The following is a 25,186-nucleotide window of genomic DNA, read 5'->3' as shown; positions in this document are numbered from 1 at the left end:
TTATGTTCTATTGCCAATCTTCGGGATGGGCCCGTTGACGCCCTTGGTCAGATGAATTACCATTTTAATCGTGACCAAAATCTTTACAATAGGCTCGTAATCGCAGACTATGAAAACTTTTTATAAGTCTGATTTTCTGCCGGAATTTCAAATTTACCTTCGCGAGCGCGGGCTTGCTTTGGAAAAACGTATTCCCTTTATCGCCCATTGGGCTCACCTTTATCTCTCCTTTATCAACCAGGCGGGGGGCCATGCCCTGCCTTTTGAAATCGGTTTGGAACGCTTTATGAAGCATACCTCCGTTCAGGAAAAAATTCAAGGGTGGCCGGTAAAGCAGACCGAGGCGTTGGTGCGGGGCTTTGCGGGCTACTTCGTAGCCGATCCGGAGATGACCCCATCGGCGTCTTGACCCCGCTCTGCCCGCATTTCGGGGCGTGCGGCGGGTGCGCCACCCAGGACAAACCCTACGCCGAGCAGTTGGCCGCGAAAGAAGCGGCCATCCGCCACGTGGTCTTGCCGTTTGCTCCGCGTGAAATCCTTCCCATCCTCCCATCGCCGGACGTGTTCCATTACCGGAACAAAATGGAGTTCGCTTTCGGCGGATTGAAAGACACCCCGCCCCTCTTGGGGCTACGCCAAAAGGGGAAGTTTGACCGCATCGTGGACCTCGCGGAATGCCGCCTGCTTTCCCCCGAGGCGGGGCCGCTCATGGCCGCTGTGCGGGATTGGGCGTTCAGGGAAAACGTGCCGACCTACCATTTGAAGTCCCACCGGGGATTTTTGCGTTACCTGGTGGTGCGGGAAGGAAAAAACACGGGCCAGCGCATGGTGTGTTTGGTGACCGCCGAAGGGACCCTTCCCCGGGAAAGTTTTATGGAGGCCCTGCGGGCCAGCGGGGTTCGGGTGGACACCTTGCTTTGGACCGTGAACGCGGGGCTCTCCGACGTGGCCTGGGGTGAGGAACGGGCCGTCCTATCCGGGCCGGGATACATTGAGGAACGGCTGGGAGAGTTGACCTTCCAAATTTCCCCCCGGACTTTCTTTCAAACCAACACCCGGGCCGCGGAAGTGCTTTATGGGGTGATTCGAAACTGGGTGGGCGAGGGGAGCCGCGCCTCGACTTTTTTCGACATCTATTGCGGGTCGGGGTCCATCGGCCTTTTTTGCGCGGACGCGGCGGACCGGGTGGTGGGCGTGGAACTGAACCCCCAAGCCGTGGAAGATGCCCGCGCCAACGCCCGGTCCTTCGGGATCGCCCATGCCGAGTTCCACACCCTGGACGCCGCCGCCTTCGCCCGCTCGCCCGATTTCGCCCCCGCCTGGAACGCGCCTGGAGCCCTGGCGGTGATGGACCCGCCCCGCCCGGGACTCTCCGCCGACGTCCGGAAGCTTTTGGTGGAACACCCCGTGGAACGGTGGATTTACGTCTCCTGCAACCCCGACGCCCTGGCCCAGGATTTGGCGTTTCTTTCCCCCACCTACACCCTGGAACGGGTCCAGCCCGTGGACCTATTTCCCCACACCCCCCACACGGAAACCGCGGCGCTGTTGCGACGGAAATAACTCTTCACTTTTTAAATTTACCGACGAATACCCCCCCTCTCCCGCCAGCGGGAGAGGGAAAACGCTTCCCAAGGCTAAAAAGAAATGATCATTTATTCTCCGGTCCTCTCTCACGCCGTTTCGGCGTTTAAAACTTCCAAGAAGGCTTGGCCGTAGCGGGCGAGTTTGGCGGGGCCCACGCCGGAGATGGCCAAGAGGTCTTCGGGCGTCTGCGGGCGGCGGTCCGCCATGCGGAGGAGGACGGCGTCGCTGAACACGATGTAGGCGGGCACGCGCTGGGCGTCGGCCAGGGAACGGCGCAGGGTTTTGAGCCGCTGGAAAAGAGCGTCCCCGTCTTCCGACAAGGAATCCCGCTCCGCCGGCTCCTGCCGGCGGGATGGTTTTAACGACGGGAACGATTTCATCGGCGGGCCCAGGAGATCGTCCAGGGTGGTTTTCCGGCAGACGTCGCAGGAGGTCCCGCAGTCCTCCATCCTCTCCTCGAAATGGGCGGTGAGGCCTTGGTGCCGGCAGGCGGCCCGGTCGGCCCATTCGAACATTTGGACGGTCCTCCGTTTGGACGCGGCGGCGAGAGCGGGGTCCTGGGCGTCCTGGAGGAACCGCTCGTGGCTGATCACGTCCGCCCAAGAGTAAAGGAGCACGCAGTCGGCGGGCAGTCCGTCCCGGCCGGCACGGCCGATTTCCTGGTAATAGTTTTCCAGGCTCTTGGGCATGTCCCGATGAATGACGTAACGCACGTTGGATTTATCGATCCCCATGCCGAAAGCCACCGTGGCCACGATGACCTCGGCCTCGTCCCGGGCGAAGGCCTCCTGGTTCCTCTGCCGTTCCTGGTCGGAGAGACCCGCGTGGTAGGGCCGCGCGGGGACGCCGTGCGCCCGAAGGTAATCCGCCGTGGCCTCCACCGACTTCCGGCTGAGGCAGTAAACAATCCCGCATTGGCCCCGACGATGTTGAACGAAGGATAAAATGTCCTTCCGCGTGTTCCGGCCTTCCCCTTTTTTCCGGCAGGTCAGGTGGAGGTTGGGGCGGTAAAACGACCCCTTGTATCCGTCGGGTTTGACCATGCCCAGTTGTTGAATGATGTCGGCGGCCACCGCCCGGGTGGCCGTGGCGGTCAAGGCCAACACCGGGACGCCGCCCAGCTCGCTTTTCAATCCCTGGAGCCTTCGGTACGCCGGGCGGAACTCATGCCCCCATTGGCTGATGCAATGGGCCTCGTCCACCACCAGCAGTCGGATGGGGCAGTCCCGCAAAAGGCCGCGCAAGCTTCCGTCCAAGGCTTCCGGCGCGAGATACACCAGCTCGTATTCCCCCCGCCGAAACCCCTCCACCCTCCGCCGCCGTTCCTCGAAATCCAAAGAGGAGTTGATGGCCGTGGCCCGAAACCCGTCCTGCAGTAGCCCGTCCACCTGGTCCTTCATCAAAGAAAGGAGCGGCGAAATCACGAGCACCGTGCCCGGCAGAATCTTGGCCGGAATTTGGAAGGTGATGGACTTGCCCGCCCCCGTCGGCATCACCCCGATGCAGTCCCGCCCGCCCAACACGGTTTGGATGATCTTCTCCTGCCCGGGCCGGAAACTTTCATAGCCAAACGTCTGGCGAAGAACCTCGAAAGGGGTTTGAGGGATGGCGGCCACCGAGGTCATCGGGAAAAGGTTTCCACGAGCGAAAAAAGATCCGCGTCCCGGTGGAACGGAATGTCGGCGGCGGGGACCAACCGGAACCCAACCCCGAGATAGTCCACGGTGAAAGCCAGGCGTAGGCCCGGGGAGACGGCCCAAAAGTGGGCCGGACGATTCCGTAATATATGGGCGGCTTTTTGGAACGCGTCGGGCGGCTTTTGGCCTTCCGCCAGTTCCAGGAACGGGAGACCGTCCTTGAAACCAGCGGTCAGGTCCCCCACCAGGCGTTCCAGCACCCGATCCGACGCTTTGGTTTCGGCGTAGAGGGTCACCTGGCCGGCGGCGTCTTGAAGGGCCACGTCCAGAAAATCCAATTCAAACCGCACGTGCCGCCGGTGGTATCCGTAATGGGTGACGAGGGCGGCGTAGACCGCCGCCTGGGTGATGGCTTCCCGACGGAGACCGACGATGAGCCCCGCTTCGTTCCGCACGAAAAGGCCCACCGAGGTTTGACGCCCCGACCCGAGCCGGAACCAGTGGCTGTTGAGGGTGATGAGGCCCCGCTTAACCCCTCGCGTCCAAAAAAGAATTTCCCAATCGGTGACTGGCGTATCCGAAAACCGTTCCGCCACCGCCTGCTTAAAATTCCGAACCGTTCCCCCCGCCGCCTCCACGGCCTGGGCCGCCGCCACCACCTGATCCGAAAGCCAATTCATGGTTGCCTCCCTGCGAACCATCCAAAAATGCCGCCCCTCTCGGGGTCGCCGCTATATTACCATACATATGTATAGTTCGCTCGTCCCGTCGGATCAAATGGTAAAATGGTGCGGCCGTGTCCTTCCCGCGAGCTTTCCTCCTGGTTCTCTGTCTTCTCTTCGCCTGCGGGCGAGGCGCCCCCGCGCCGACGGAAACCGAACCCCTGGAGCCCGTGAATGAACTTTCCCTTCGGCTTCAGGCCCGCGAAGCGGAAGCCCGCCGGGTCAAAACACAGCTCGAAGCCGACAGCGCCCACAGCCGGTTCAAGATCGAGGCGGACCTGGAAGGCTTGCAAGAACGAGTAACGGCCGCGGAGCTCGCCTTGGAAGCCGTGCGGGCCGCCGATAGCGCGAACCAGGCGGAAACCCGAAAAACCTTCAACGCCGCCCTGGCTGATTTGACCGGGTTTCAGCGGGAGATAAAGGCCCGCTATTTGAAGGCCCCCCGATGAAACGGTTCCTCAAATGGATGGCCGTCCTGGCCTTGATCGGTCTCGCGGCGCTCACGGGCATGGGAGTTTGGTTGCGGCACAGCTACCCGCCGGAACGGATCCGCCGATTGGCGGCGGAAAAATTGGGCGCGAGGCTGGGCCGCCAGGTGGAAATCGCCGGCGCCAACGTCAGCCTGGTGCGGGGCTTGGAGTTGGAAGGCGTGCGGATTTCCGAATCGCCGGACTTTTCCGCGGGAACCTTTGTTGAGGTGGGGCGCGCCCGCATCTTGCCGAGGCTCCTGCCGCTCCTCTCTCACCGGATCCTTGTGCGATCCATCGACCTCGAACGTCCCCGCGTGCGGGTTCACCGCGCCGCCGACGGAACCTTCAATTTCTCCGATCTCGCCCAAGCCCCAGCGGGCCCGCCGGGCTCGGGAGGCGGAACCGCCCGCGCCATGGAACTCCTCATCGCCCGGGCCGCCCTGACGGAGGGAGAGTTCACCCTCGAAGACGACGTGTTGGACCTCACCGTCGGGGTCCATGCCCTGGACGCGCGGCTGGCCGGTTTTTCTCTCACGGACCCCTTCGGCCTTCGGGTCAAAGGAAACATCGAGGTGGTGCGGGCCAAGACCCGATGGGCCGGCCCGCTGGCGATGAACGCTCGGATGTCCCCCACGGGAAACCACGAAATCTCCCTGGAACGGTTCACCCTCCGGCTCGGGTCCTCATCCCTGGAGCTTTCCGGAACGTTGACGCCCCTCCCGTCGCCCCAGGCGGAGGTCACGCTCGCGTTTTCACCCTTGGCCGCCGAAGACATTGAACCGATGGTCCTCCTTCCCGACCCGCTGAAACAAGCCACGCTTTCCGGCCGATGGAAGATCCGCGCCTCCTCCGCCAGTCTGACCGCCGAGGGAACCTTCGACGCTCAAAACAAAGGCATCGCCGTTTCCGGCGCCCTCTCCAGTCATTCCACACTAGCCCCCGGGGGCGACCGCCATGGGATCCGCCTGGACCCCAAAACCATCCGCGTGCAAAACAGCCCCCTGGCGCCCGGCCTGTCCATGGCGGGCCCCCTCACGGGCCGATGGGAGGCGGAAGCCTTCGGAGCCCAATGGAAAATCTCCGGCGAGGTGGCCGCTGACGAGGCCGTCGTCGCTTACGAGGGCTGGTTGGAAAAACCCGCCGCGGTCCCGCTCACGCTTACCGGATCCGCCCACAGCGAAACGGGAGCGCCGGAGCTCTTTTTAGATCTTCGCGCTCCTGCGCTCCAGCTTCGTCCCGGCGGCCCCTGGCCCGCGCCGCTCCGCCTGGAGGGCGCATTGGGGCTCACGGCGGAACTGCAGGGGGTCCCTTCGAACCTGGCCTTCGACTTGACGGCGGAGGGCCAATCCCTTCAGGGGAGCTACGGGGAATCTTTCCGTAAAACGGAAGGGAGCCCCCTCCAGATCACGGCCGCCGGCCGTTGGATCGACCAACAGGACATCCAAATTTCATCGGCCACCTGCCGGACCGCCGCCGGGGTTTTGAAACTCAGCGGCGAAGTGGAAGAGCCCCGGGGCACGCAAACCATGTCCCTTCGCATCGACGGAGACCCCCTGGACCTGTCCCGTTTGGGAACCATCCTGCCGTCCTTGGCCGAGTTCAAACTTCGGGGCGAGGCGGCCCTCCACGCCGACATCAGCGGCCCGGCCACCGACCCCCGCGTCCTAGGCCAGGTACGGTTGCGGAAAACCGCCGTGACCCCCGTCCCCGGGGTGGAACTCTCCGAACTGGCGGGACGAGTGGATTTCAATCGCCAACAGGCGTCGGTGCACGGATTGAGCGGGAAAGCCTTCGGCTCGCCTTTCACCCTGAACGCCCGGGTCGATAACGGGGAACGACCCGCGATCTTTCTGGACGGCGATTGGGCGCGCCTGGAAGTGGACAAGGTGCTGAAGGCCTTCTCTCCCACGACCACGCCCTCGAAGACTTCCCCCACGGCGGCTAAAACCCCGCCGCGCCCCAGCCCGGCGCCCATCGCCCGCGCCGCCGGGGTGTTCCGCATCGGCGAAATCACCCACCCCCACTATCTCGGGCGGAACTTTCAATTCAACTGGAACCTCCGGGACGTGGGCCCCGACCTCTCGGTTCTATCCGGCACGGCCTCCGTCACCGCCGCCTCGGGGGAGATCACCGACGTCCCGGTGGCGAAGAAGATCAACAAACTCATGGGCCGCGAAGGGGCGGAGATCACCTACCAAAAATTGGCCGGCCAGTTCGTCGTCACCCGGGGACTGGCCGACATCAAGACTTTCACGCTGGACAGCGACCAAACGGACTTTCTCGCGAAAGGCCGGGTCCGCCTGGGAGACCTGGATTCGGACCTCACCCTGCAATTGAAGCTCCCCCCCGGCTCGGTCCGGGGAAGCGTCGGCGACTGGATCACCGCCGAGGACGGCCGCCCCACCATCGAAGCCTCGCTCAAGGGCCCCTTGGGCGACCCCAAAGTCAAAGTGGATTACCGGGACACGGTCCGCCGGGCCGCCCAAGACATCCTGAAAAAAGCCATCGGCGGCTGGAAAGGAAAACCCGACCGTTCCCCCGACCCGAAGAAGGCCCCCTCCTCGAACGACGCCCCCGCCAAAGACCCCCTCGGAGAGGCCGCCGGCCAAGCCCTCGAGCGTCTCTTCAAAAAGAAATAATCCCACGTTCACTCAAGGGCATTAGAGGCATTAAGAGCATTAAGGGACGCCCTATACTATTAAACTATTTTACCACAAGGCCCCGATCACCCAAAATGGGGATTACAGGATAGGGGTTTGAGCGCGGTGGCGGAGGGTTTGGAGGGCGGCGGCGGGGTCTTTGGCGGCGAAAATGGCGTTTCCGGCTACCAGAACCTCGGCCCCGGCGTGGACGGCGAGGGGGGCTGTTTCGTTGTTAATGCCGCCGTCCACTTCGATCCATGGTTGGTGGGAGCTTTTGAGCTTGGTGTTCCGTTCCCGGAGCCAACGGATCTTGGAAAGCATGTCCGGCATGAACGATTGGCCGCCGAATCCGGGCTCCACCGTCATGACCAAAACCACATCCAACTCTTTTAAATAGGGCGCCACCTTTTCGATGGGCGTGCGGGGCCGCACTGACATCCCCGCCCGACACCCCTGTTTTTTGATCAACCGTAACACATCCGCCGGTCGGCGGCAGGCTTCCCAATGGACCGTGATGTTCCAGGCCCCGGCCTTGGCGAAATCGGGAATGTATTTTTCGGGATGTTCGATCATGAGGTGGACATCCAACGGAAGACGGGTGCATTTCTTCAACCAATGGACCACCACCGGCCCGATGGTCAGGTTGGGCACGAAATGGCCGTCCATGACGTCCACATGAAGCCAGTCCGCGCCGGCCTTTTCCACCCGACGGACCTCCTCGGCCAGGCGCGCGAAATCGGCGGACAGGATGGACGGCGCGATGAGAGGGGGACGATTCACGGGAGGGGTTTTTCCTCCACCAAAACTCCGTTCACGAAAATCCGGGCCCGGGCGGCGCCTTGAGGCGAGACGGGGACCTCCACAACGGAACCTCCTCCCTGAGCCGAGGAAAAGACCTCGCGTTCCCCTCCGTCGTCGCGAAGCACGACGCGGACCGTGACCCGATCCGACCCTTCCGGCACTTGATAACGGACCATGACGACGTCTTGGGATTGCGCGCTGGAAGAACGGGCCACGACGAAATGGATGGCGGTTTTTTCCGCAACGGTCGAATCGGGGGCCGGCGTCTGTCGAATCACCAGCCCGGGGAGAAAAGCGGCGGTCAGCTCCTCTTTCACGTCGGGGGAAATGTGTTGGTCCTCGGCCCACTGGCGGGCCTGGGCGTAGGGGCGGTTAACGAAGTCCGGCATCAACACGGTTCCCTCGGGCGGCGGACCTTTGGAGACCCGGAGGTCCACCATGGCGTTGCGGTGAGCGACGCCGTTGGAAGCCGGGTTCTGCTCGATGACGATGCCCGCCGCTTTCTCGATGGAATAGACCTGGGTGACGGCTCCCAACGCGAGCCCCGCCGCCCGAAGGCGGTTTTGGGCTTCGGTGATGGTCACCGCCGTGAGGTCGGGAATGAAAAGGACCTGCCCGCCCGAAGAAAGGGTCACGCGGACGATTTTTCCCTCCCGCACTTGGAGCCCAGGCGGCGGGGCTTGACGGAGAATGGCTCCCGGCGGCGAACTTTCATCGAACTGGACGGCCTCTTTGGTGAGCCCGAGCCCTTGGGGAGAAAGAAGGTCCAGGGCCTGCTCCAGATTTTTCCCCGTGAGGTCCGGCACGGTAACGTTTTTCCGCGAATGAAGAAAACCGGAAACAGCCCAATGAAGAGCCAAAACCGAGGCCAGGGCGGCCACGATAAAGAGAAAAACGAACAACGCCAAGGAACTGAGCCGGAAGCGGGCTCCCTTCGTCCCTAATCGATGGGCGAGGGCGGCCAAGCGATCGTCTTTCAGGGAACCAGGGGGTGTATCGTCTGGAATATTGGGATAGTCAGGAGACATGGAAATACCCTCTCTTAAGAGTAAAAAATGCCGCCGCGAGGCGAGGAACGGAAAGAAACTTTTTTCGAGTTTGTCACAGAGAACGCGCCTCGCCTAACTGGCCGCAACCCGCGGCGATATCGGTGCCTTGGGGCTTGCGAACCCGAACGAACAGGGCCCGCTCCCCCAACACCTTCGCGAAAGCGCGCACGGACGCCTCGTCCGGCGCCTCGTAAGGCACCCCCGCCACGGGGTTGTAGGCGATCAAATTGACCCAGGCCTTCTTGCTTCGGAGCAGGTTGGCCAACCGTTGAGCCTCTCGGACCGAATCGTTCACGCCCTTGATCAAAATGTATTCAAACGTCACGCGGCCCCGGCCGGTGGCGCGCTGATAATCCCAGGCCGCTTTGAGCAATGTTTTAATGGTCCAGGCGGACGCCTTCGGCAGGAGCTTCTTTCGCGTTTCATCGTCCGCCGCGTGGAGACTGATGGCCAGGTTCACCTTGGGCGCCTCCCGGGCCAGCGCCTCGATTTGAGGAACCAAGCCCGACGTGGACACCGTCACGTGACGCGCGCCGAAATTCAATCCCAAAGGCGAGCGGAGGATTTGGAGAGCGGAAATCAGGTTGGCGTAGTTGGCCAGGGGCTCACCCATCCCCATGAACACCAGGCTGTTGATCTTATGGCCGAAGGCCTCTTCGGCCCAAAGGACCTGCTCCACCATTTCGGACGGAGTGAGGTTGCGCTCCAACGGCACCCGCCCGGACGCGCAAAACACGCAACCCCAAGCGCACCCAACTTGGGTTGATAGGCAAAGGGCCGACCGGTCCCCCTCGCCGCCCTTGGCCGGCAGATAGACCGCTGAAAAAGATCGCCCGTCCGAAGCCTCAAAAAAAAGCCGCGCGGTCCCATCCTCGGCGGAGACTTCCCGGCGGGTCAGACGCAACGTTCTCAAACGAAAGGCGCCTTCCCATCTTTCACGGAGCGCCTGGGGCAGATCGCTCATCTCGCCGAAGGTTTTCACGCGCCGTTCAAAGACCCAGGTTTGGACCTGCCGAACGCGATAGGCCTCCTTGGGTTCAAGGCCTAAAACCTTGAACCAGTCGTTGAAGGGAATATCCAGCAGAGGCCGCGCGGCGACGGCGGAAGAAGTCACAAAGGAATCGTTTTAATACGCCCGACGCAGGCGTTCGATGCGGACTTCCAGGGGAGGGTGCGTGGCCAGGAGAGCCAGAAATCCCCCGGGCCGACCGGAAATTTTGAACGCGGCCAGGGACGGAGCCCTTTTATCCACGAGGCCCGCGCCCCGGCCCAGGGCTTCCAAAGCGGCGATCATCTTCTCCCGCCCGGACAGGCGCGCCCCGCCCGCGTCGGCGCGGAACTCCCGCAGTCGGGAGAAACCGGCCACCACGAGCATTCCGAGAACGCTGAGCAAAATCTCAAGGACGATGGTCACCATCATTTGGACCCCCCGCCGGCTTTCCTCTTTCACGTTTTGGCTGATGGCGAAGGCGATCACGCGAGCCGCGAACATGACGAAAGCGTTCACGACACCCTGCAGGAGGGTCATGGTCACCATGTCGCCGTTGGCGATGTGGGTAATCTCATGGCCCAAAACGCCTTCCACCTGGTTCCGGTCCATTCGTTCCAGAAGTCCCGAGGAAACGGCCACCAAAGAACGACTTTTGGTGGGCCCCGTGGCGAAAGCGTTCAATTCAGGGCTTTGGTAGATGCCCACTTCCGGCATGGCCGGAAGATCGGCGGAACGGGCCAACTGGTGCACGGTTTGGACCAACCAGGCCGCCTCGCCGGAGGAGGACACCGGGTCGATCACTTTCACGCCCATGGCCATCTTGGCCATGATCCGCGAAAGGCCGAGGGAAATAAGCGAGCCCCCCATGCCCCACACCAGACAGAACACGGCCAAGGACCGCATGTCGATGCCGTGGTTCGTCAGGTAAGGGCGCACCTGGAGAACGTTCAAAACAATGGAAATCGTCGCGACCACCAATAGGTTGACGGCCATAAAAAGCACCATTCGTTTCATGAATGCCATGGTTGACTCCTTTTATTATTCTTCAAACCGGTCGCCCACCGAAAGGCGGGCTCCGTTCCAAAAACGGGGCGCGTCCATCTCTTTTTTCCCCTCCGGCTGAAGGCTCCGAACGAGAAGGCTGTCCGACGCACATTTTACCAAAAAACCGCGGTCTTTCTCGACGGCGATGATCTCTCCCGGGGCGCCCGCCCCCCCGGGACAGGACTCCGCCCGCCGTATTTTCATCCGTTGCCCCTTCAACACGCCGTAGGCGCCGGGCCATTCGCAGGTTCCGCGAATCAGGTTCACGATTTCCCCGGCGGATCGGAGGCTCCAGCGGATCCGGCCGTCCTCCTTGGTCAAAAGCGGCGCCGTGGAGACCGCTCCGCTCTGGGGCGTCGGGGCCCAGGGACCCTCCTCCAACTGACGAAGGAAGTTGTCCATAAGTTCAAGCCCCAGGGCCACCAATTTTTCTCTCAGGGTCACGGCATCGTCGGCGGGATCGATCGTCTGGCGACCCTGCAGGAAGACCGGCCCCGTGTCCAAACCCTTCTCAATTCGAAAGAGGGAGACCCCCGTTTCGGTTTCTCCCCGGATCAACACCCACTGCATGGGCCCGGCGCCCCTGTATTGGGGAACGAGCGAGAAGTGAATGTTCACCAGGCCCTGGCGAGGTTCGTTGAAAACAGAGGGCGGGATCAGGTGGCCGTAGGCGACCACGATCCCCACGTCCGGTTTCTTTCCGAAAGCCCCTTCGATCGAGAAGCCCGCCAACCGTTCGGGTTGTTGAACAGGAATACCCAGCGACTGGGCCGCGCGCTTGACCTCGGTTGGAGCGAGCCCGTACCCCCGCCCCGCCGGCCGGTCCGGAGAGGTGACAACGCCCAGAACGGTGGATGTTTTGGCCAGCCGCTCTAAAAAAGGCACGGCCACGAGAGGCGTCCCGAAAAAAACGGTGGTCAGCACAGGGGCCCTACCAGAGGCCGGCTTTCTTCCGTTTGCGGATTTCCCAGAGGGCGGTGACACGGCGGGGGAGGGAGAGGAGATCGATCATCACGACCCCGTTCAAATGATCCAGCTCGTGCTGAAGGCATCGCGACAGAAGTCCATCGGCCTCGATGGTGACCGGGAGGCCCTTTTCGTTCACCGCCGAAACTTTCACCCAGGCCGCCCGGGGAACCGTCACCTGAATACCGGGAAACGAAAGACACCCTTCCTCCGATTGGATGCGGCCTTTCCGCTCGTCGATCTTGGGATTGATCAGAGCCAGGGGCTGGCTTTTCCCCTCCGGCGCCACGTCCACCACCATGAGGCGTAAAGACACCCCCACCTGGGGCGCCGCCAGCCCGATGCCGGGCTCGGCGTACATGGTGTTGAACATCACCGGGATCAAACGAAGGACCGACTCGTCGATCCGCTGGATGGGTTTGGCTTTCCGCACCAAAACGGGATCGCCGTATTTGCGGATCGGCAGAAGAGCGGGGAGACTTTTCGGAATGGGCTCGTTCATGGCCCCTCCATTATACATGTCACCGACGGGATTGACAATATATGACACTTTTTGTAATCTATTGTTATATCCTTAGGAGGTTGATATGGTGACTCTCACCGAAGGCGCCGCTCAAAAAGTGAAGGAAATCGTTGCGGGAGACCCGTCCCTGGCGGGAAAATCCCTCCGGGTGCTGGTGGAGAAAGGCGGCTGTTCCAGCTACCAATACGGGTTCTCCTTTGACCAGAGAAAAGACGGGGACGCGGAGCTGGATCAAGCCGGTTTGAAGGTTTTGGTGGATCCCCAAACCGCCTCTCTACTGGCGGGTTCCGTGATTGACTACAAAGAGGATTTCGCCGGCGGCGGGTTCGCCATTTCGAATCCCAACGCCAAGAGTTCCTGTGGTTGCGGAAAATCTTTCAACGCCTAAATCCCGCGGTCTTTTCGACGTGACCGAACGGGCCGTGGCCCGCGCCAACGTTCTGTTGGCCGGGGTCCCCTCGGGGGCCCGCGCCCTCCGGGTCAAGGTTACCCCGGGAGGCTGTTCCGGATTCAGTTACCATCTGGAACCCTGGGCGGGTCCCGCCCCCGCCGATGACCACCGGGTCGACCTGGACGGCCTGTCCGTCTACGTCGACAAAAAAAGTCTGCTTTTCCTGGCTGGAACCACCCTCGACTACGAAGATTCCGTCTTTTCCCGCCGATTCACGTTCAAAAACCCCAACGCTTCCGCCACCTGTTCCTGCGGCGACTCCTTCAAGGTCTAAACGTCCCCTAGAAAGGAAGGGGGGCGGCGTCCCGCTCCTGATCAGGGACGGGAGGTGAGAGCGGGCGTTTCGGCGGGAGGCAGGAGCGGGGGCGCGGTGTTGGCGATGGTGGAGAGTTTATCTTCGAAGCGTTCCAGTCGGCGGCCGGCGTCGTCGTGTTTGGTTTTCGCGTTCGAGAGGTGGCGGCCCACCAGATCGAACTCTTCGGCGAAACGCCCGAAATCCTCCCGCAGTCGGCCCAGATCCTCCATGATGCGCCGGGCGTTTTCTTCGATTTGAAATCCCCGCAAGCCCAGCGCGATCACCTGCAAATAGGCATAAAAACTTCCCGGGGACACGGGCACTACCCGTCGGCGCAGGGCGTATTCCACGAGGGCGCTTTCCTCCGGATCGTCTTTGACGATGCATTCGTAGTAGACGTTCTCCGCCGGAATGTAGAGCAGGGCGAAATCGAAGGTGCCTTCGTCCGGCAGGATGTATTTGGAGGCCACGGCGTCCACATGCTTCCTCATGTCCACGGCGAACTTTTTCCGCAGGGAGCGCCGCTCTTCTTCAGAAACCGTCGCTAACATCTTCCGGAAGTTCTCCAGCGGAAATTTGGCGTCCACCGGAACCAGCCGTCCGCCCAAGCGGATCACCGCGTCCACGGTGTCCCGCGTTTTGAAGGTGTGTTGAAGCTCCACGTTTTGCGCCGGCAGGATTTGGGCCAAGAGATCGGCCAGAAAGAACTCCCCTAGCCCGCCCCGCAGTTTGGGCGCCTTTAAAATGTCCTGAAGGCTCGAAATGTCCTTGCCGATCTCAAATATTCTCTCGGACGCCTGGCCCAAGGCGCCCAAACTTTTTTGGACCTCGCCCACCACGCGGGTAGCGCTCTCCAGCCGATCCCCACCGATTTTTGGCTTTCCTGGACCCGCTGGCCCACCGTTTCCAACTGACGGTTGACGTCCGCGCTCAACCGTAGGAGGCGGTCCGTCACGAGCTGGGTTTGGCTTTGGGCGGAATCGGCCGACTGGCGCCGCAGGGCTTCGATCTGCTGTTGGAGAAGGACCAGATCGCTCCCGGGGCGGGCGCGCAGAGCCAGGACCAACGCCAGGACGGCCACGATGGCCAAAACCCCCACGGCCACCACCATCCCGGAACTCATGGGCGCCGGTTCGAACGGGCCGCGAACCGGGTCCGAAGCAAAAGGATCCAATCCAAAAGCCCATTCCGGAGACGGATGCCATCGGCGAAGAACCGTTGGTAAAGGTCGCGGTCCATGTGGCGGCGGGGAAGGCGGGAGAGGAGACTGACACAGGATTCCGCATGTTCCAGCGCCCGACGGCAACGGACGATGTTGCCCTTGGCTCCGAACGGGTCGTAGCCCACGCGGTGCCCGAGGGCGATCAGGCGGGGGATGGCCCGGGCCCGATCTTCGATTTCCGGCAGGACCTTTTGGAATTGCCGGTAGGAGGCGCTCTTGTAGGTTTTGGCGAGCATTTTGGCGAAACGGATTTCAACGAATTCCGCTGACTGGCGGTGAAATTCGGCGGCTTGCAGGTAGAGAGGCAAACGTTCGTGGTCAGCCCCCGGATGCCAAAAGGGCAGGCCCACGGCTCCGTCGGGACCCACCACCTGGTCCAGGGCGAAGGGACGGGGAGACGCCTCGGGGTTGTCCGGGTCCATGCCGAACTGGCGCAGAACGCCGCGGAAGGTGAGCGCTGGATCGGCGGAGGGCCGTTCCGGGGGAGACCCGACCTTGCGCCGGAGATCGGAAGAAAGGCGGTCCTGGGCGTCGAAGAACCGCTCCCAGTCCTCCTCCTCCCACTCTCGATCGAAGCGGATCCCATCAAAATAATCTGGTTCGGACGCCATAGCGGGAGTATTATACCACAGTCTCCCGTCGGAAAAGAGCCGATTCTTTCCGACGGGCGTCCAAACTCAAAACCAGGGCCGCGCCCAAGCTATCCAGCGCCACGTCCCGGACTTTTCCGAACCGACCCGGCACGAAGGATTGATGGATCTCATCAGACGCCGCAAAAAGAACGCAGAATAAAAGACCCGTCGCGAAAATCCTCCGGGGGCTCCACCCGCGCCCGGACAGGGCCCGCGCCAGAAGGAACGCCAAAATCCCGTATTCGGTCAGATGGGCCGCCTTTCGAAACATGAGTTCCGGAAGTTCCGATCCGCCTCCCGTCCGGGTATCGGGGATCGACGAGAGGAAAAAGATGAGCCCGGCCCACGCCGCCACTGGGCCCCACCGGGAGGCCCACCGCCATATCTTCATAGGAGCCCTCGATCGCGAAAACTGTAATGTCGTCCGTTGCCGACAATGATGTGATCGAGAACGGGGATGCCCACCGTTTGGGCCGCCTGGGAAAGGAGCGTCGTCAACCGCTTGTCCTCCGGGGAAGGGGTCGGATCGCCCGAGGGATGGTTGTGAACAAAAATCAAACCCGCCGCGTTGGCCGCCAGGGCTCCCGCCACCACCCGGCGTGGATAAACCGCCGCCTGGTCGATGGTCCCTTCCGTCAAACGATCTTTGCCGATCACGCGGTTTTTTGTCGAGAGATAAACCACGTCAAAAACCTCGTTCCGGAGCCCCTCCAAGGACGCACGGCAATAGGCCAGCACCGCCTCCGGGGAATTAAGCAGGTCCGATTGCCGGGCTTGCGTCTCAAAATAGCGTTCCATGGCCCCCCGCAGGAGCCCGACAAAGGAACCCGTCGCCGCCCCCGCGCCTTCCACCGCCGACAACTGTTCCGGCGACGCGTCCAGCACCGCTTTAAAGGACCCGAACTTTTCCATGAACCGTTTGGCCAGGGGCTTGGTGTCCCGGCGGGGGATGGCGTAGGTCAACAAGAGTTCCAAGAGGTCGTAATCCGCGAACCCCTTCCCCCCCGCGGTGTCCCACCGGTGGCGAAGGCGTTTCCGATGTTCGGCATAGTCGGGAGTGTCGTCCACGGTGATTAATTGTACCCGACCCAGAGCCCCGCTCCAAGCCCGAAAAACGCCCGGCCACCCATGTTGACATTCATCGACGGAAAAAAGATAATACACCCTCAGGCCGGGGTGGCGAAATCGGCAGACGCGTGAGACTCAAAATCTCAAGCCGCTTATGCGGCGTGGGGGTTCAAGTCCCCCCTCCGGCAGATTTGTAGATCCTTCCTGATAAAGGAGGGGGGGCTTGAAGCCAACTCGCCCGCCGCCATGAATGGCGGATGAAGGGCGAGTGGCCGGCCCTCGGCGGAGCGCCGAAGGCGCGGGGGAGAGGGAAGTCCCCCCTCCGGCAGATTTGTAGATCCTTCCTGATAAAGGAGGGGGGGCTTGAAGCCAACTCGCCCGCCGCCATGAATGGCGGATGAAGGGCGAGTGGCCGGCCCTCGGCGGAGCGCCGAAGGCGCGGGGAGAGGGAAGTCCTCCGGCAGATTTGTAGATCCTTCCTGATAAAGGAGGGGGCTGAAGCCACCGCCCGCCGCCATGAATGGCGGATGAAGGGCGAGTGGCCGGCCCTCGGCGGAGCGCCGAAGGCGCGGGGGAGAGGGAAGTCCCCCCTCCGGCAGATTTGTAAATCCTCCGCCTCTCCCCCCAGCCAACGAACCGTCTTAAATTAAATTCAACGCAAGGTGGGTCCCACAACGATCGATTGGGCGACGGGACGTCGGGTTAGGCTTCCAGGGAAAAACGTTCTTTTCCGTTGCGGGAGAACAAGTGGATTTTGTCCAAGTCGAAGACCAGTTCCATGGGCTGGTTCATCTCCAGAGGATTGTCGGGATGAACCCGGGCGATGAAACGCGTTCCCCCCGCGTCCAGGTGAACGTGGGTTTCGGCGCCCACGGGTTCCACCAATTGGACCATGGCGATCACCGTGTTCCCCTCGGTTACAGCGCCGGTTTGAAAAAGCCGGTCATGAATATCCTCGGGGCGAACGCCCAAAAGGATTTCCAGGCCGTCTTTTAAAAAACCGGTTCGCCGATACCGAGGCGGCAGTTTCAATTGGAAGTGGCCTTGATCCAGCCAGACGCTGTCGCCGCGGTCCAGAACAGTCACGTTAAAGAAGTTCATGGGAGGGCTTCCGATGAACTCGGCCACAAACCGGTTTTTGGGGCGGCGGTATAGATCGATGGGTTTTCCAATCTGCTGGCCCGCGCCGTCTTTTAAAACGGCGATGCGATCCCCGAGCGTCATGGCCTCCACCTGGTCGTGGGTCACGTAAATCATGGTGGTCTGCAGGCGCTGATGAAGCCGGATGAGTTCCCCCCGCGTTTCTCCCCGGAGCTTCGCGTCGAGGTTCGAAAACGGCTCGTCGAACAAAAACACTTTCGGCTTCCGGACGATGGCGCGCCCCACCGCCACCCGCTGGCGTTGACCGCCCGAAATCTCGCTCGGTTTGCGGTTCAAAAGAGCCACCAAATCCAACATCTCGGCCGCCTGGCGCACCCGCGCCTGAATTTCCTCGTCAGAATAGCCGCGCATCCTCAAACCGAAGGACATGTTGTCCATCACCGTCATGTGGGGGTAGAGGGCATAGTTTTGGAACACCATGGAGACGTTCCGCGCCTTGGGCGGGTCATGGTTGACGACCCGTTTGTCGATAAAAATCTTACCTTCGGTGACGTCATCCAACCCTGCGATCAGCCGAAGCAGTGTCGTTTTTCCACACCCGGAGGGCCCTACCATGACGAAAAGCTCCCGGTCTTCCACATCGAAGGAAATGTTCTGGACCCCGGGCACCAGGCCGTACCACTTGGAAACATTTTGCAGGGAGAGTCGGGCCATGGGCTATTTCCTGGACGCAGGCGCCGTGGTGCCCGGCGCGCGCCACAGCATCACCCGGTCCCGCCCTGCGCGTTTGGCCTGATAGAGGGCATGGTCCGCCTGGGCCATCAGCTCGGACAGCGGCGGCCGTTCCGGCAGATAAGCGCTGATCCCGGCGCTGACCGTGTAACGGATAATGGCTTCACGGTCCCGGAGGGGCGTTTCCGCCACGCCCTGCCGGAGACGCTCGAACCAGGCGAACACTTCGGTCACGGTTTCCATCTCCAAGATTAAAGCAAACTCGTCTCCCCCAAAACGACCCAAGGTGATGCCCGGATGAGCCAGGCGGCGAACCGCCTGGGCGAGATGGATGAGGACTTTGTCCCCCACCAGATGGCCCCAGCGATCGTTCAGCGTCTTGAAACTGTCAATGTCCATGAGGGCGAAAAAGAGGGGGGTCGTGTAACGGTGCGATTTCCTCAGCCCGTCCTCGAGCCGTTCCGTCATGCTCCGACGAAGAAAGGCCCCGGTCAGGGCGTCGAAACGGCTGCGCTCGGTCATTAAATCGTAGAGGTCCGCGCGGCGCAGGCCGATGGAAACAAGTTTCCGCTCGATATTGAACCCCTCGCTACTTTCCTCCAGGCCGTTGGGATCCACCTCCAGAATGCCCATGGCCAAAATGTCTTTGTCCCAGGTAAAGGGAACGAGGAGACAGGTGGAACCGAAAGGCTGGCCTGGAAGCGTCAGTTGTTTGCCGGAGGCGGCATAGCGCCGGATGTTCCGGGACCGGCCGAGGGAAGGGTGCGAGGCCAGAACCCGCACCCAGTCTTGGGCGTTGAAGTGTCCGTCGGTAAAAGCGGTGCCCCAATTTCCGTTCAATTGCCGTCGAAGGATCAAGGCCCCTTTCACCCCCGCGCGCTTCTTCCACATGTGGCCCAGGGTTTGCAAAATCTCGCCGGCCTCAAGTTTCGTGGCCATGACCTGCACCAGGGCGAAGCGGTTTTGAAGCGCTTCGAGGTTTTCCTGTCGGTCGGCCTTTTCCCGCAGAACCGATTCGTGTTTATGGAGGACCTTGGTTTTTTGTTCCTGGAGGGCGGAACGCCGCCGGGTAAAATCCCGCTCGAGGGCGCTCTGCGACCGACGGAAATAGAGCGGAACCATGACCGCCAAACCATAGGTCCCCAAGTGGAGCGCCAGGTCCACGGCGCCCCCCAGGCCCGTGGCTGAATGAAGGACCGCGAGGACGCCGAAGATGCCGCCAAAGAAAAAACAGCGGGCGTCGCTGAAAAGGATGCACCCCCAGAGGACCGGCACGGTCCCCCAGAACAAAAGGGCGTGGGCGAGATCGAAATCAATCCGCATGGGCGCGCACCCGATTGCGGCCGCCGTTCTTGGCGGCGTAAAGAGCCTCGTCCGAACGACGGATCATTTCTTCCTCGTTCGCCACGTCGTCCGTCAAGGTGGCGACCCCGGCGGATACGGTGACCTTGATATTTTTTTGCCCCCACCGGAAAGGCGTGGCGGCGATGATTTTAACGAGGCGTTGGGTGAACCGGAAGGCGTCGGCGCCGCGGGTCGAGGGCATGATGACCACAAATTCTTCGCCGCCGTAGCGGGCGACGAAATCGGTCTCCCGGGCCTGGGCCGTGACAAGGCGAGCCAGCCAGCGAAGAACTTCGTCGCCCATGTGGTGCCCGTGGGCGTCGTTGACCTTTTTAAAGTGGTCGATGTCCAGAAGGACCAAAGAGAAGGGGCGGGAGTTGTGGCGCGCCTTCCCAAACTCCTCCAAAAGACGCTCGTTGAAGTAGCCTCGGGTGTAAACCCCCGTCAGCTCGTCTGAAATGGCCAAAGCCTCGGTCTGGCTGAAACGTTCCGTGTTGCCGAGCGCCAGGGAAATCAGGTCCGAGCCGATGGAAGCCAGGCGGAGGTCGTGGATGTGGAAGGGCTGGTCTGCGCTTTTAGCCTCCAGGGCGATCCACCCTAGGTAGGTTTCCCGCCCCTTGACCGGAAGGCAGATGAAAAGGCCGGGCTCCCAGGTGGGGGTCGTGGAGGCCCGCGACGTCAGGAGCCTCGGTTGGCCCCATTGCAACACCTTCATGCCCCACTCGTCGCCGGGGTCCGGGGCGTCGGGTTTGGGAAAGAGGTGAAGCGTCACCCGGGCTTTGGGAAACATGGTTCGCAAACCCGCTTGAGCGCGCTGGAGCAGTTCGTCCCGGTGGTAGGGACCAATGAGGTCATCGGTGAACAGTTGGAGGCGATCGAAGGCGCCGATGCGGGCTTGGTTGTCTTCGATCACCGTTCGGGCCGTTTCGACATCGGCCTGAAGGCGGGAGAGATCCAGCTCGAGACCATCCCATTCCTCGTGAAAATGGTTCCAGGTGGCGTTCCGACGGCGGTCGAACAAACTGAGGACCCAAAACACCACCCACACCAAAATCCCGTGGATGGCGTAAAGAGTCCGGGCCCAGGGCGCCATGGAAAAAAAGAATCCGCCCAAAGCGACCGCCGAAGCCAAAATCGCCGTGGCAAACACCCAGCTCAGTCCCGCCCCAAGGTAGAGAAACAACTCCAGGGAAACGAAGAGGGGGAAAAGGTGGGTGGCGGGAAGGGGAGCGCGGACCATTCCCCAAAGGATCAAGGCGGTAAAAAGGGGAAGCCCCGCGGGGCCGATCAACAGCGCAGCCAACTGGGTGCCCCGCGAACGGGCGCCCGTCGAGAACAACAGGAGCGGTTGAGGTTCCGTTAACGACACCGCGTGATTCCTTGTGGTCGTGCCCGGGTTGTCATCAAACCGTGTGTCCTCCGTAACGAAAGTCCGATTTCCAGCCGCCCTCCCTGGCGTCTGGAATTTCGGTTAGGATGGGCCATCGGGAACAGGACCCCCGACCGACCCTTTGGATCATTTTCTTAAAACAACTGAAACACCGGCCCGTCACTTCCCTGCAGGCAAGCGTCGTTGCCCGATGGATCGGGCTCCTTTGACATCGACATCCAAACTTTACCCACTTAAACAGAGCCCCATGAAGGGGGCCAGGCCCCTCCGGGACTTAAGGGACCGGCATTGGCCTTAACGTCATCCGATCCAGAGGAGCCCACAGCTCAACTTCACTCCCTATTAGTATAGATCCAAAACAGAAATTTACAAGGGAAAAATACTCCGCCTCCGAAAGGGACCGCCCCCTATCCCCCCTCCGGTTCATGATCCAGGCGGCCCGATTTTCGTCCCCGCCCATTCCTGGGCCTTGCGGAGAAGCTGAGCCGTGACGGCGGGATCCGGCGTTTCGGCGTAGGTCCGAAGCAGGGGTTCCGTTCCGCTGGGCCGCAGGAGAAGCCAGGCGCCGTCCGCCAGAATAATCTTCAAACCATCGGCCGTTCGTTTTTCCTTCACGAGCCGCCCCGCGAGCTTCTCCGGCACGCGCTGGGCCACGGCGGCGGCCCAGGCGGCCTTATCGGGGACGGGCGTCCGCAGGGGTAGGTCCACCCGTTGAAAATCCGAAGCGCCAAACTTTTCCGCCATTTCCCGACGGAGCGCCGACAGCGGTTTGCCGGAGGCGAGAACCATCTCTATCAAGAGAAGGCCGGAAAGAATCCCGTCCCGCTCCAACCCCCACAATCCGACACCGAAACCGCCCGATTCCTCGCCCCCCAACAACGTCTTGCGGCGAGCCATCTCGTCCGCCACGTATTTGAACCCCACGGGGACGTGAGTCAGCGGCAGGCCCCAGGCTTTGGCCATCCGTTCCGACAAATAGCCGAGGGAGACCGCCTGCACCACGTTCCCCTTCAATTTCCGGTTTTGAACCAGGTGCGTCAAAAGAAGAGGGAAGACCGTGTGGGGGGGCAGGTAAGCGCCCGTGTCGTCGACGATGCCCAAACGGTCTGCGTCGCCGTCCACCGCCACCCCGAGCGCCGCTTTGCTCCGCCGAACGGCGTCCACGAGCGGTGCTAGATTTTTTTCAATGGGTTCCGGCGCGGTCCCGCCGAAGAGCGGGTCTCGATTCCCCCGCACGATCTCCCCTTTCATCCCCAGCCGATCGAAGAGGGCGGTCCAAACGGGGCCGCCTGTCCCGTGCATGGCGTCCACCGCGATCGGGGGCTTCTTCCCCCGCCACAGCGCGGGGTTCAGGCGGGACAGGAGATGGGCGAGGTAGCCCTCCCTCGGGGAAAACGCATCCGGAGCCGGTCCCGGCTCCGGTCGAGGGGCCTCGGACTCGATCTTTGATTCCACGAGCGCGGTGAAGGTCGGGTCCGCCGACCGTCCGGGCGGGACCTTGATCTTGAATCCATTGTAGGAGGAAGGGTTGTGGCTGGCCGTGATCATCACGCCGGCGGCGGCGCCCAAACCTTTCAGGGAAAAAGAAAGAGCGGGACTGGTGGTGGCCTCTTTGGCAAGGAACACCCGGTGTCCCCGGGCCGACAAAATGCGTGCCGCTTCCTCCGCGAACTCCGCCGACAAGAAACGGAAATCGTATCCCACGGCCACCCGGGACCGGGGCCGCAAAACCACCGACAGGGCCTCCGCCACCCGCCGCACGTTCGGAAAAGTGAAATCCCGGGCGATGAGCCCGCGCCAGCCGTCCGTTCCAAAAACGATGGGTTGAGCCATAACGCTTATTCTCCTTTGAATCCGCGGCCGGGTCGGATGACCAGTTTATCTCCGGGTCGAAGACGGTTGGGGTTAGCGATCTTGTTTTCCCGCTGGATCGCCTCCGACGTGGTCCGGTAACGTTTCGCGATACGGCCCAAAATGTCGCCTTTCTGGACGGTGTAGCGGACGAAACCCGGCGAAGGCGTCCAATCCTTCACCTTGGCCAGTTCTTCCAAAAACAGGGTCTTGGATCCCGGGGGGACCTTCAAAGCGAAATTCGGTTCGTTGTTCGGCGTCACCCACAAACGCAACGAAGGATTGAGTTCCCGGATGACCGCCTCGGTGGTCCGCGCGCAGGCCGCCGCCACTTTTAGGTCCAAAGGTTTTTCAAGAATCACCGTGTCGGGTTTCGGAGAGCGCCCCGAGGAAGGAGCCCGAAACCCATGGGCCGCCGGGTTCTCGCCGATCAGGACGAGGGCCATCAGCTTCGGCACATAGTGCTCCGTCTCCACGGGAACGCCCTGCCGGCTGGAGAGGAGGGAAAAATTTGTCGACCGAGTGAACTCCAAATCCCGTTGGATGCCGTATAAACCCCGGTTGTAGGCGGCCAAAGCCAGGGACCAGTCGTCGAACCAATCGTAAAGGCTCTTTAAGGTTTTCATGGCCGCCCGGGTGGATTTATCGGGATCCCTCCGCTCGTCGATCCAATAGTTAATTTTGAGCCCGGCAAATTTCGCCGTGGAACTCATGAACTGCCACAGACCCACGGCCCCCGCCGGCGACACCGCGAACGGCTGATATTCGCTTTCCACCACCGGGAGGTAGGCGAGTTCCTTCGGCATCTGTTCTTCTTCAATCGTCCGGTTCACCATTTCCAGATACCGGCTCATTCGGTCAAAAGCCTCCTGGGTCCGACCGCGCAGGGGTCCGGTATAAAGTTCAACATACCGTTTGACGAGAGGATCCTCCGCGTTGATCCGAAAGGAATAGGAATGGGTGGACGTACGAGGCAGGGACGCCGAGAGGTCCAGCACTCGAACCGGGTCGTTTACGGCCGGCGGGGGAATGGCGGCGATCGGAATTTCGGGGCCCGCGCCCTGGCCCGCGAGGCCCATGAGCTCCGAAATTTGCGGCCTCAGGCTCAGGAGCGTCACGTCATCGGCTCCTTCGGCGATCAGTTTCAACGCCTTGGCGTATTTTCGGTGGGCCGAGCGGAGGTCGCCCGCGGTTTCGGCCGCCACGCCGTCCGCCATGTTTTTTTCGGCGCGCAGGAGCCAGGAAGGTTTTTCCTCCAGGTTCGTCGCCGGAAGCGGGGTCCCGAGCGTGTCCGACGAAGGCGCGGTGGATGAAAAGACCGCCCCGGCGACGGGAGAGGAAGAACCCGCGGGTTCCTGGGCCCCCCCGAGGCCCTGGACGAGAGCCGCTGCCGAGACAACCAGCCACGAACGACGTCTCACTGGGGCACCCGCCGAACGTCCGCCCCCAACGCGCGCAATTTTTTTTCAAGCTGTTCATAGCCTCGGTCCAGGTGGTAGACGCGGAGGATCTTAGTCGTCCCTTGGGCGGCCAACCCCGCCAGAACCAACGCCGCCCCCGCCCGCAAATCCGATACCATGAGAGGGCACCCCGACAACCGTTTGACGCCTTCCACGTGGGCCCGGCTCCCGCGAATATCGACGCGCGCTCATGCGAAGAAGTTCCTGGGCGTGCAAAAATCGGTTTTCGAAAATGTCCTCCTCGATCACGCTCCGGCCTGGGGTCACGGCCATGAGCGCCGTCCATTGGGCCTGCATGTCCGTTGGGAAACCGGGGTAGACCCGGGTTTTGACCGACACCGGGGTGAGCGGCCGAACCCACTTCGCCTCCACGCCGTCCCGATCCACGGTGAGCCCCATGCCCGCCCGCCGGAGCGCGTCCAGGACCGCTTTCAGATGGGCGGGTTCCACCCCCGTGAGCCGCACCCGCCCGCGGGTGATGGCCGCCGCCACCAGAAACGTTCCCGCCTCGATCCGGTCCGGGATCACCCGGTGGTGAACCCCGTGAAGACGGGGCGATCCGTCAACGACGATGCGCGGCGTTCCCGCGCCCACGATCGACGCCCCCATGCCGGTCAACAGGTTCGCCAGGTCCGAAATTTCCGGTTCGCGGGCCGCGTTCTCGATCGTCGTCCGGCCACGGGCCAGCGTGGCCGCCATCAAAACATTCTCCGTCGCGCCGACGCTAGGGAAAGGAAGTTTAACCCGCCCTCCCCGGAGCCGGCCCACGGCCGTGATGTACCCTTCGTGAACGGAAATACGCGCCCCCATTTTCTCGAAGGCTTTGAGGTGGAAATTGATGGGCCGCGCGCCGATGGCGCACCCGCCCGGAAGCGAAACCTCGGCTCGCCCGAGCCGGGCCAGGAGAGGGCCCATGACCACCGCGCTGGCGCGCATCCGACGGACCAAATCGTAGGGCGCCTGGGCGCGAAGAGCCCCGCGCTTCCTCACCGTGACCCTTGAAGAGGAAACGTCGACCTTTTTCCCCAGCCGTTCCAGAAGGCGGAACGCGGTCCGGATGTCCTGGAGGTCGGGCACATTCTCCAACACGCAGACCTCGTCGGTCAGAAGCGTCGCGAAAAGGCAAGGAAGCGCTGAATTTTTGGAGCCGGACACGCGGACGGTTCCCTTCAACCGGCGCCCCCCCTTGACGACGAAACTGTCCATTC

At 62.1% G+C, this 25,186-nt stretch carries 24 protein-coding genes, 1 tRNA gene and 1 pseudogene; 7 read left to right on the top strand and 19 right to left on the bottom strand.

Annotated elements, in window-relative coordinates:
* Positions 1-109 precede the first annotated feature (109 nt).
* Together IPP35_10560 and rlmD are read left to right on the top strand one after the other, a co-directional pair.
* Positions 110-409, top strand: coding sequence for a hypothetical protein (locus IPP35_10560; protein MBL0059525.1), 300 nt, complete (start codon positions 110-112; stop codon positions 407-409).
* Positions 406-1,563, top strand: coding sequence for a 23S rRNA (uracil(1939)-C(5))-methyltransferase RlmD (rlmD, locus tag IPP35_10555; protein ID MBL0059524.1), 1,158 nt, complete (start codon positions 406-408; stop codon positions 1,561-1,563). The genes IPP35_10560 and rlmD overlap by 4 nt, the downstream gene beginning before the upstream one ends.
* Positions 1,564-1,673: 110 nt before the next feature.
* On the opposite strand, the gene IPP35_10550 is transcribed toward rlmD, so the two are convergent.
* Entirely contained in the window at positions 1,674-3,212 is a 1,539-nt protein-coding gene (locus IPP35_10550) for an ATP-dependent DNA helicase RecQ (protein MBL0059523.1), read from the bottom strand.
* Complete coding sequence (locus tag IPP35_10545; GenBank protein ID MBL0059522.1) at positions 3,209-3,904, bottom strand: hypothetical protein; 696 nt, start codon at positions 3,902-3,904, stop codon at positions 3,209-3,211. The genes IPP35_10550 and IPP35_10545 overlap by 4 nt, the downstream gene beginning before the upstream one ends.
* Before the next feature lie 116 nt (positions 3,905-4,020).
* Here IPP35_10545 and IPP35_10540 point away from each other — a divergent pair, with 116 nt between their 5' ends.
* Both IPP35_10540 and IPP35_10535 read left to right on the top strand, forming a co-directional pair.
* Complete coding sequence (locus IPP35_10540) at positions 4,021-4,395, top strand: hypothetical protein (protein ID MBL0059521.1); 375 nt, start codon at positions 4,021-4,023, stop codon at positions 4,393-4,395.
* Positions 4,392-7,055: an AsmA family protein gene (locus tag IPP35_10535; protein MBL0059520.1), complete on the top strand. Its 2,664-nt coding sequence runs from the start codon at positions 4,392-4,394 to the stop codon at positions 7,053-7,055. The genes IPP35_10540 and IPP35_10535 overlap by 4 nt, the downstream gene beginning before the upstream one ends.
* Positions 7,056-7,157: 102 nt before the next feature.
* Here the strand turns inward: IPP35_10535 and IPP35_10530 are convergent, their stop codons facing one another.
* The 6 genes from IPP35_10530 to def all read right to left on the bottom strand — a co-directional run bounded on the left by IPP35_10530 (position 7,158) and on the right by def (position 12,411).
* On the bottom strand, positions 7,158-7,820 hold the full coding sequence (locus IPP35_10530) for a ribulose-phosphate 3-epimerase (GenBank protein ID MBL0059519.1): 663 nt from the start codon (positions 7,818-7,820) through the stop codon (positions 7,158-7,160).
* A 14-nt stretch (positions 7,821-7,834) separates the two neighbouring features.
* Complete coding sequence (locus tag IPP35_10525; protein ID MBL0059518.1) at positions 7,835-8,887, bottom strand: PASTA domain-containing protein; 1,053 nt, start codon at positions 8,885-8,887, stop codon at positions 7,835-7,837.
* 73 nt (positions 8,888-8,960) lie between these two features.
* Positions 8,961-10,022, bottom strand: a complete 1,062-nt coding sequence (rlmN, locus tag IPP35_10520) for a 23S rRNA (adenine(2503)-C(2))-methyltransferase RlmN (protein ID MBL0059517.1) — start codon at positions 10,020-10,022, stop codon at positions 8,961-8,963.
* Between the two features lie 12 nt (positions 10,023-10,034).
* Positions 10,035-10,922 (bottom strand): protease HtpX, encoded by an 888-nt coding sequence (gene htpX / locus IPP35_10515; GenBank protein ID MBL0059516.1) that lies wholly within the window; start codon positions 10,920-10,922, stop codon positions 10,035-10,037.
* A gap of 15 nt (positions 10,923-10,937) precedes the next feature.
* Positions 10,938-11,867: a methionyl-tRNA formyltransferase gene (locus IPP35_10510; protein ID MBL0059515.1), complete on the bottom strand. Its 930-nt coding sequence runs from the start codon at positions 11,865-11,867 to the stop codon at positions 10,938-10,940.
* Positions 11,868-11,874: 7 nt separating this feature from the next.
* Complete coding sequence (gene def / locus IPP35_10505; protein ID MBL0059514.1) at positions 11,875-12,411, bottom strand: peptide deformylase; 537 nt, start codon at positions 12,409-12,411, stop codon at positions 11,875-11,877.
* Between the two features lie 85 nt (positions 12,412-12,496).
* On the opposite strand from def, the gene IPP35_10500 reads away from it, so the two are divergent.
* On the top strand, positions 12,497-12,820 hold the full coding sequence (locus tag IPP35_10500) for an iron-sulfur cluster assembly accessory protein (GenBank protein MBL0059513.1): 324 nt from the start codon (positions 12,497-12,499) through the stop codon (positions 12,818-12,820).
* 19 nt (positions 12,821-12,839) lie between these two features.
* A complete protein-coding gene (locus IPP35_10495; protein ID MBL0059512.1) occupies positions 12,840-13,157 on the top strand; it encodes an iron-sulfur cluster assembly accessory protein in 318 nt (105 codons plus the stop codon).
* 41 nt (positions 13,158-13,198) lie between these two features.
* Here IPP35_10495 and IPP35_10490 read toward each other — a convergent pair whose 3' ends face one another.
* Genes IPP35_10490 through radC form a run of 5 tightly spaced genes read right to left on the bottom strand, consistent with a single transcriptional unit; the run spans position 13,199 to position 16,100 of the window.
* Positions 13,199-14,014 carry a DNA recombination protein RmuC gene (locus IPP35_10490; GenBank protein MBL0059511.1) on the bottom strand — a complete coding sequence of 272 codons (816 nt, stop codon included), beginning with the start codon at positions 14,012-14,014 and terminating at the stop codon, positions 13,199-13,201.
* Complete coding sequence (locus IPP35_10485) at positions 13,918-14,301, bottom strand: hypothetical protein (protein ID MBL0059510.1); 384 nt, start codon at positions 14,299-14,301, stop codon at positions 13,918-13,920. The genes IPP35_10490 and IPP35_10485 overlap by 97 nt, the downstream gene beginning before the upstream one ends.
* Positions 14,298-15,011 carry a hypothetical protein gene (locus IPP35_10480; GenBank protein MBL0059509.1) on the bottom strand — a complete coding sequence of 238 codons (714 nt, stop codon included), beginning with the start codon at positions 15,009-15,011 and terminating at the stop codon, positions 14,298-14,300. Before IPP35_10480 ends, IPP35_10485 begins: the two co-directional genes overlap by 4 nt.
* A 10-nt stretch (positions 15,012-15,021) precedes the next feature.
* Complete coding sequence (locus IPP35_10475; protein ID MBL0059508.1) at positions 15,022-15,423, bottom strand: VanZ family protein; 402 nt, start codon at positions 15,421-15,423, stop codon at positions 15,022-15,024.
* The gene (radC, locus tag IPP35_10470) at positions 15,420-16,100 is read right to left on the bottom strand and encodes a DNA repair protein RadC (GenBank protein MBL0059507.1); all 681 of its coding nucleotides are present in this window, start codon (positions 16,098-16,100) and stop codon (positions 15,420-15,422) included. The genes IPP35_10475 and radC overlap by 4 nt, the downstream gene beginning before the upstream one ends.
* A gap of 102 nt (positions 16,101-16,202) precedes the next feature.
* Between radC and IPP35_10465 the strand changes: the two genes are divergently transcribed.
* Positions 16,203-16,288: transfer RNA gene (locus IPP35_10465), tRNA-Leu, on the top strand.
* A 514-nt stretch (positions 16,289-16,802) separates the two neighbouring features.
* Here IPP35_10465 and ugpC read toward each other — a convergent pair.
* The 6 genes and pseudogenes from ugpC to murA all read right to left on the bottom strand — a co-directional run bounded on the left by ugpC (position 16,803) and on the right by murA (position 25,184).
* A complete protein-coding gene (ugpC, locus tag IPP35_10460; GenBank protein MBL0059506.1) occupies positions 16,803-17,915 on the bottom strand; it encodes a sn-glycerol-3-phosphate ABC transporter ATP-binding protein UgpC in 1,113 nt (370 codons plus the stop codon).
* 3 nt (positions 17,916-17,918) lie between these two features.
* Complete coding sequence (locus IPP35_10455) at positions 17,919-19,256, bottom strand: GGDEF domain-containing protein (GenBank protein ID MBL0059505.1); 1,338 nt, start codon at positions 19,254-19,256, stop codon at positions 17,919-17,921.
* Positions 19,246-20,646, bottom strand: a complete 1,401-nt coding sequence (locus IPP35_10450) for a diguanylate cyclase (GenBank protein MBL0059504.1) — start codon at positions 20,644-20,646, stop codon at positions 19,246-19,248. Before IPP35_10450 ends, IPP35_10455 begins: the two co-directional genes overlap by 11 nt.
* 444 nt (positions 20,647-21,090) lie before the next feature.
* Entirely contained in the window at positions 21,091-22,500 is a 1,410-nt protein-coding gene (locus tag IPP35_10445; protein ID MBL0059503.1) for a phosphoglucomutase/phosphomannomutase family protein, read from the bottom strand.
* 5 nt (positions 22,501-22,505) lie between these two features.
* The gene (locus IPP35_10440) at positions 22,506-23,939 is read right to left on the bottom strand and encodes a transglycosylase SLT domain-containing protein (protein ID MBL0059502.1); all 1,434 of its coding nucleotides are present in this window, start codon (positions 23,937-23,939) and stop codon (positions 22,506-22,508) included.
* Positions 23,936-25,184 (bottom strand): annotated as a pseudogene (gene murA / locus IPP35_10435) (UDP-N-acetylglucosamine 1-carboxyvinyltransferase). The gene IPP35_10440 and the pseudogene murA overlap by 4 nt, the downstream one beginning before the upstream one ends.
* Positions 25,185-25,186: the final 2 nt, after the last annotated feature.

The organism is Elusimicrobiota bacterium, assembly GCA_016721625.1.
Classification (GTDB): Bacteria; Elusimicrobiota; Elusimicrobia; order FEN-1173; family FEN-1173; genus JADKHR01.
Note: the sequence above shows the minus strand (reverse complement) of the source record. Positions and strands in the feature narration are given on the sequence as shown.